Below are 6899 nucleotides of genomic sequence, written 5' to 3'. Positions count from 1 at the left end.
TCGGAAATATTCGATCAGCGGTTGTAGACGGCCACGTAGTCGACCAGCATCGGGTGGCCGGGTTCGGTGGCCGGGTTAGGGGTCGTCGTACCCGAGTCGCCGTTCGGGAATGCTCCTCCCATCGCCACGTTGAGCAGCAGGAAGTAGCCCTCGTGCGAGGTCATGTTCCGCCAGGCCGTCGGGCTGATCTGAGACTCGCTCACCGAGTGGAATTGCTGACCATCCACGTACCAGCGCAGTTTCTCGGTGGAACCGGTCCGGTCCCACTCGAAGCGGTAGGTGTGGAATTCTGCCTGGCAGGCCACGTCGGGGCAGGGGCGGCTGCCACCGAGACCGGTCATCTCGTTGCACGACCCGCCGGGGGCGACATCGCAGTGCAGGACGGCGTGCGTCTCGTTCTTGCCGTTGACGTTCTCCATGACGTCGAACTCGCCGATGCTGGGCCAGTTCTGGTAGTTGCCGCGGTACGGCGACCCCAGCGCCCAGAATGCCGGCCAGTAGCCGAGCGCCGCCTCTCCGGTGACGTTGGGCACCTGGAGGCGGGCCTCGATGCGGAGGACGCCGCCCTCTGCTGCTTTGAAGTCGGTCTGCTGCGTTTCGATCCGCGCGGAGGTCCAGTTCCCCGCAGCGTCGCGTAGCGGCTTGATCTTCAGGTTCCCGTCGCCGTCGTGGGCGAGGTTGGCCGGGTCGGAGGTGTAGGTCTGGATCTCCCCGGTGCCCCAGTTGGGTGGCCCGCCCGGGTAGGAAGTTCCCGTGTCGATGATCCACTCGGATGACAGCGGCGTGCCGGCGGCGCCGGTGAAGTCGTCGCTGAAGGTCAGCGTCCAGCCCGCCTCCGGCGGCGGCACGTCGGCCGAAGCGGAGGGGACGGAGAATCCGACGATGGCCAGCCCCGAGGAAAGGGCAGCGGCGATGCGCCGTCGTGTCAGCCTGGTTCTCAAGTGTTCCTCCCGACGGTGCTTTACCTTCCAGCAAGCCCCCCGAGCGACTGGTGGTCTCGATCACGGAATCCGCTACCATGAAAACGTTTCGGCCCGCAATGAACAACCGGCAAAGGCACCATTCCCCGCGAAGGACGGAGCAACACCTTCCCGGCGTTCCCAGATTCCCAGGTGCGCCAGAAACCGTCCGAAGCGTCGCACTTCCGGCGGTTCAGGGGTGGTCGGGTTCGAATTCGTCGAAGATCAGCCACGTGTGGCAGTTCCGGACGCCTGGCAGCGACTGGATGTGGTCGAAGACCAGGTTCCGCAGGGACAGGTTGTCCTCGGTGCGGACCAGGACCACGAAGTCGAAGTCCCCCGCCACCAGAGCCACGTGTTCGACGCCGGCGATCGCAGCCAGCCGCCGGGACACCTGGGGCCACGTGCCCTGCTCGATCGACAGGCCGATGAACGCCGCAGTGCCCCGGCCCGTCTTGCCCGGGTCAACCCGGGCGTGGAAGCCCGTGATCACGCCGCTGTCGACCAGCCGCTCCACCCGGCTGTGCGCGTTGGTGCGGGAGATGTTCACCTGCTCCGCCAGCGTGCGGATGGACATCCGCCCGTCGCGGCCGAGCTCCGCGACGATGCGCGCGTCGATCTCGTCCAGCGCCGGAGCCGATCGTCCGGCCCGGCCGCCACGCGAATCGATCCTGATGGACGTTTGGTCAGCCATGATGCTCCCTCGATGCCGTTCGTTCCGATTATCCCTGAAGGACTTGTATCACGTGACCAATCTGGCCGACTATCTCAAGCCAGTCGTCCTGAGGAGGTGTCGGTCGTGGAATGGCTTCCGTCGAGCAGCCCGGTGCGGCTGCTGGAGCAGCCCGATCCGAACTACGCGCTGCCAGAACCGTCCCGGCTGCTGGCCGCGTACCGGGCGATGGTGATCGGCCGCCGGTTCGACGCGCAGGCCACCACGCTCACCAAGCAGGGCCGGCTCGCGGTCTACCCGTCCTCGCGCGGCCAGGAGGCGTGCCAGGTCGGCGCGGCGCTGAGCATCGGCACCGATGATTGGCTGTTCCCGACCTACCGGGATTCGGTCTCGCTGGTGAGCCGGGGCATCGACCCGGTCGAGGTGCTGACGCTGCTGCGCGGGGACTGGCACTGCGGATATGACGTGCCGTCCGCCCGGACCGCGCCGCAGTGCACCCCGCTGGCCACCCAGACCCTGCACGCGGTCGGGCTGGCCCACGGCGAGTCCCGCAAGGGCAACGACACGGTGGCGATGGCGCTGCTCGGCGACGGCGCCACCAGCGAAGGCGATTTCCACGAGGCGCTCAACTTCGCCGCGGTGTTCCGCGTCCCGGTGGTCTTCTTCGTGCAGAACAACGGCTACGCCATCAGCGTCCCGCTCGCCAAGCAGTCCGCAGCACCTTCCCTGGCGCACAAGGGCATCGGCTACGGCATCCGCAGCGAGCAGGTCGACGGCAACGACGCCGCCGCAGTTCTGTCCGTTTTGGACAGTGCGGTGGCGCACGCCCGCGCTGGAAACGGGCCTTTCCTGGTCGAGGCGCACACGTACCGGATGGAGCCGCACACCAACGCCGACGACGCGGCGAGGTACCGATCGCCCGAGGAGGTCGAGCATTGGCAACAGCGGGATCCGATCAGCCTCCTGGAACGCCATCTGCGCGCAGGCAGCCACCTCGACGATGCGACCGCGGAGCGGATCGCCGGGGAAGCCGAGGAGTTCGCCGCGCGGGTGCGCACACGCATGCAGAAGGAACCGGCGGTCGATCCCGAGGACCTCTTCCGGCACGTCTACGCAGAACCTACCCCGCAGTTACTCGAGCAGCTCGCCCAGCTCCGGACCGAACAGGAGGCGCTGTAGTGGCACCGACCAGCATGGCGCAGGCGCTCAACGCCGCGTTGCGCGACGCCATCGCAGAGGACGAGCGGGTTGTGGTCTTCGGCGAGGACGTCGGGCGGCTCGGCGGCGTCTTCCGGATCACCGACGGCCTGCAGGCCGCGTTCGGTGAGGACCGCTGCTTCGACACGCCGCTGGCCGAAGCGGGCATCGCCGGGTTCGCGGTGGGCATGGCCATGGCCGGTTTCCGCCCAGTGGTGGAGATGCAGTTCGACGCGTTCGCCTTTCCCGCCTTCGAGCAGGTCGTCTCGCACATCGCGAAGATGCGCAACCGGACGCGGGGCGCGGTCGGCCTGCCGATCGTCATCCGGGTTCCGTTCGCGGGAGGCATCGGCGGCGTCGAGCACCACTGCGACTCCAGCGAGGCGTACTACGCGCACACCCCGGGGCTCAAGGTCGTCGCCCCGGCGACCGCCGCCGACGCCTACTCGATGCTGCGCGAAGCCATCGACGATCCCGACCCGGTGGTCTTCCTGGAAGCCAAGAAGCTCTACTGGTCCAAACAGGACATCGAGCTGCCGACGACCACCGAGCCTATCGGGCGGGCCGCGATCCGCCGGCCGGGCCGCGACGCCACGCTGATCGCCTACGGCCCCACCGTGCCACTGGCCGTGGCGGCCGCCGAGGCGGCCGAGGAGGAGGGGTGGGACGTCCAGGTCGTCGACGCGCGCAGCCTGATGCCGTTCGACGACGAGACGATCGCCGAAGCCGTGCGCGGCACCGGACGCTGCGTGGTAGTGCAGGAAGCGCCGGGATTCGCCGGAGTAGCAGCGGAAATCGCCGCGCGGGTGCAGGAGCGCTGCTTCCACTCGCTGGCCGCGCCGGTGCTGCGCGTCGCGGGCTTCGACGTGCCGTACCCGCCGCCGAAGCTGGAGCACGTGCACCTGCCGGGTGTCGATCGGGTGCTCGATGCGCTGGCCCGGCTGCAGTGGGACGACCAACCAGACACGAAGTGGCTCGACGGAGTCCAAAACCGGGAGGACGCCGCATGACCCGCTCCGCGGAGTTCGCGCTGCCTGACCTCGGCGAGGGCCTGACCGAGGCGGAAATCGTCCGCTGGCACGTCGAGGTCGGCGACCGGGTCGAAGCGGACCAGGTGGTCGTCGAGGTGGAGACCGCCAAAGCCGTCGTCGACGTGCCCTGCCCGCACGCGGGCGTGGTCGAGGCGCTGCACGGCGCGGCCGGTGACGTGCTGCCCGTGGGTGCGCCGCTGACCACGATCGCCTGCGAAGATTCGGCGTACGAGGAGCACCGGACCGAGGAGCGTGCCGGTTCGGGCAACGTGCTCATCGGCTACGGCACCTCCAGCGCGCCACCGCGCCGAAGCCGCCGCGCCCACCACGCGTCGCGCACGGCATCAGGTGCAGCGCACGATGGATCACGCACTGTGCATGGCTCTTCGGCTGTCGTTTCGCACCCGGCGACCAGTGTGCCTGAGGCCGTGTCGCTCAACGACGTGCGCACGGAGTCATGCGTGAACCTCACTGGAGCTCCGCGCGTGCTCTCGCCGATCGTGCGTCGGCTCGCCCGGCTGCGCGGCGTTAATCTGTCCAATGTGGTCGGAACCGGGCCGGGCGGCGTCATCCTGCGCCGCGACGTGGATTCCGCCGCGCAGCCCCAACCAGCCCAGCCGACGCAGCAGGAAGGCGAGCTCCGCACGCCGCTGCGCGGCCTGCGCGGGGCCGTCGCGGACAAGCTCGCCCGCAGCCGCCGGGAGATCCCGGACGCCAGCACCTGGGTGGATGTCGATGCGACCCGACTGCTTGAGGCCCGCGCGCTGCTCAAGCAGCGCAGCGGCATCGGCCTGCTGTCGCTGATTGCCCGCTTCTGCGTCGCGGGCCTGCAGCGGTTCCCGGAGCTCAACGCCTCGGTGGACAACGAACGCAACGAGATCGTCCAGTTCGGGCACATCAACCTCGGCTTCGCCGCGCAGACCCCACGCGGACTGATGGTCCCGGTGGTCCGAGACGCTCACCGGATGAGCACTGCACAGCTGTCCGAGGCGATCGCGCACCGCACCGGACTGGCCCGCGAGGGTGACCTCGAGCCCAAGCACCTCACCGGCGGAACGTTCACGCTCAACAACTACGGCGTGTTCGGCGTGGACGGCTCCACCCCGATCATCAACCACCCGGAGGCCGCGATCCTGGGCGTCGGCCGGATCAGCGACAAGCCGTGGGCCTTCCAGGGCGAGCTGGCCCTCCGCAAGGTGACCCAGCTGTCCCTGACCTTCGACCACCGGGTCTGCGACGGAGGCACGGCAGGAGGCTTCCTCCGCTACGTCGCCGACTGCGTCGAGAACCCGATCACGGCACTGTCCGACCTCTAGGGCGCCGGGCCCGTGAGCACTTTTGGCGCCCCTTAAAGGCCGTTTGGGAGCTTTCTGGCTGGAGGTTCCGGCAGCCCCAGCGGAAGCGATCTGGTTCCGCGTCGCCACCGGTGTGAAGGGAACGGACTGTTCACCTCGGTAGGCGGCACGAACGCGTTCACTTCAACCAGCACGTCGGCTGGGCACCAGGTCGTCAGCGCGGGAGGCCAGCTGCCCGGCCGTGTAGGCGATGTCGTCGACGTGGTTGCCGAGCCACTTGCAGCGGCGGTAGATGCCGCCGAGCTCCGGCCACCGCTTGCGGGCCGCCTGCCGCGACCGGCCGACGATCGCGCTCAGGTCCGCGAGGCTCGCCCCCAGCCACACCGTCTCCTCCGCGGCCGAGGCGGTCTGTCGTCCTGTCCGTATCGCTGGGTTTCCAACTGCACGCCCACGAGGTGCTGGCCGGGCTGGCGGTGCTGCTGCTGTTAGGCGTCGGACTCGGCTCGCTGTCGTACGTGCTGGCGATCGTCTCGCACCCGGGCGGTGAGATGTTCTACGCGGTCACGCAACTCGCGCTGTTCCCGTTGATGCTGCTCTCCGGTGTGCTGCTGCCGATGGACTTCGGCCCGGCGTGGCTGCAGGTCGCCGCGCAGTTCAACCCGGTCTCGCACACCGCCGAAGCCGAGCGGGCGCTGTTGTCCGGCCAACTGCTGGACCCGTCGGTGCTGCACGGGATCATCGCGGCCTCAGCGATCGCAGCGGTCGGCCTCTGGTCGGGCAATCGTGCGAGGCGCGGCATCTGAGCCCTCCTCGCATAGGCTGGGGGCAGCGACCTTAGGAGGAGAAAACGTGTCGGTCACCGGTGAGCAAGCCGCGGATGCCCGCGTTCCCCTGCGCGATCAGGTGCGCGGGGAGTTACAGGCCCGCATCTCCGACGGCCGGCTGCGCCCCGGTGACCGGATTTTCGAGCAGGACCTCGCCGCCGAACTCGGGATCTCCCGGGTTCCGGTGCGCGAAGCCATCCGGATGCTGCAGAGCGAGGGCTTCGTCGACGTGCTGCCGCGCCGACGTGGTGTGTTCGTCCGCGGGCTGGACCACCAGCAGGCCAAGGAGCTGTTCGAGGTGCGCGAGGCCCTCGAGGTCTACGCCGCGCGCCTGGCCGCTGAGCGGGCCGAGCCTGCGGACGTGGCTCAGCTGGCCGATCTGGCCCGCCGGGCGCGGGAAGCGCACGAAGCCGGCGACATCGACACGATGTCCAGGTCCAACGCTTCCTTCCACGACAAGCTGGTCTCGCTCGCGGGCAACGATCTGATGGCGTCGATCCTGGAACCGCTGCACGGCCGGCTGGCGTGGTTGTTCCGGATGAACCTCGAACCCGAGCGGGTCTGCACGGAGCACGAGCAGCTCCAGTCCGCGATCGCCGCCGGTGACGCCGACCGGGCCGCCGCGGTCGCGCAGCAGCACGTCCTGTCCAGCCAGCGAATGGTCCTGGAAAGGATGCTGCCCTGACCGCTCGCTTTGCAGCGCCTTGATCGGCGCGCCACATTCGCGGAGATCAGTGCGCGAACGGCCCGCGTGGCGGCAAGCGATTTCCGCTCTGGAACGCGCAACCAGATTGGAGCCCGGCTGCGCGCTCCCGAACCCCGATGTCAGGCCTTGGGGACGTGCAGGATCAGGGCATCGCCCTGGCCTCCGCCGCCACACAGCGCCGCCGCACCGGTGCCACCACCACGACGCTTGAGCT

At 69.1% G+C, this 6899-nt stretch carries 8 protein-coding genes; 5 read left to right on the top strand and 3 right to left on the bottom strand.

Annotated features, from left to right (window positions below; genetic code table 11):
• Positions 1-14: 14 nt before the first annotated feature.
• Positions 15-941: a glycoside hydrolase family 16 protein gene (locus ACWDKQ_RS24730; RefSeq protein ID WP_450141138.1), complete on the bottom strand. Its 927-nt coding sequence runs from the start codon at positions 939-941 to the stop codon at positions 15-17.
• 211 nt (positions 942-1152) lie between these two features.
• A complete protein-coding gene (locus ACWDKQ_RS24725; RefSeq protein WP_450141137.1) occupies positions 1153-1653 on the bottom strand; it encodes an Lrp/AsnC family transcriptional regulator in 501 nt (166 codons plus the stop codon).
• 105 nt (positions 1654-1758) lie between these two features.
• Between ACWDKQ_RS24725 and pdhA the strand changes: the two genes are divergently transcribed.
• The 3 genes from pdhA to ACWDKQ_RS24710 are packed head-to-tail and all read left to right on the top strand — an operon-like array spanning position 1759 to position 5176.
• The gene (gene pdhA / locus ACWDKQ_RS24720) at positions 1759-2811 is read left to right on the top strand and encodes a pyruvate dehydrogenase (acetyl-transferring) E1 component subunit alpha (RefSeq protein ID WP_450141136.1); all 1053 of its coding nucleotides are present in this window, start codon (positions 1759-1761) and stop codon (positions 2809-2811) included.
• Entirely contained in the window at positions 2811-3839 is a 1029-nt protein-coding gene (locus tag ACWDKQ_RS24715) for an alpha-ketoacid dehydrogenase subunit beta (protein WP_450141135.1), read from the top strand. The genes pdhA and ACWDKQ_RS24715 overlap by 1 nt, the downstream gene beginning before the upstream one ends.
• Positions 3836-5176 (top strand): dihydrolipoamide acetyltransferase family protein, encoded by a 1341-nt coding sequence (locus ACWDKQ_RS24710; RefSeq protein ID WP_450141134.1) that lies wholly within the window; start codon positions 3836-3838, stop codon positions 5174-5176. The genes ACWDKQ_RS24715 and ACWDKQ_RS24710 overlap by 4 nt, the downstream gene beginning before the upstream one ends.
• Positions 5177-5338: 162 nt before the next feature.
• Here the strand turns inward: ACWDKQ_RS24710 and ACWDKQ_RS24705 are convergent, their stop codons facing one another.
• Positions 5339-5539 (bottom strand): hypothetical protein, encoded by a 201-nt coding sequence (locus ACWDKQ_RS24705; RefSeq protein WP_450141133.1) that lies wholly within the window; start codon positions 5537-5539, stop codon positions 5339-5341.
• A gap of 71 nt (positions 5540-5610) precedes the next feature.
• Between ACWDKQ_RS24705 and ACWDKQ_RS24700 the strand changes: the two genes are divergently transcribed.
• Positions 5611-5958 carry an ABC transporter permease gene (locus ACWDKQ_RS24700; RefSeq protein ID WP_450141132.1) on the top strand — a complete coding sequence of 116 codons (348 nt, stop codon included), beginning with the start codon at positions 5611-5613 and terminating at the stop codon, positions 5956-5958.
• A gap of 46 nt (positions 5959-6004) precedes the next feature.
• Entirely contained in the window at positions 6005-6664 is a 660-nt protein-coding gene (locus ACWDKQ_RS24695; RefSeq protein WP_450141131.1) for a GntR family transcriptional regulator, read from the top strand.
• The last annotated feature ends 235 nt before the right edge of the window (positions 6665-6899 follow it).

Source organism: Saccharopolyspora sp. NPDC000995, assembly GCF_053599315.1.
This window is presented reverse-complemented; position numbering and strand designations above follow the sequence as displayed.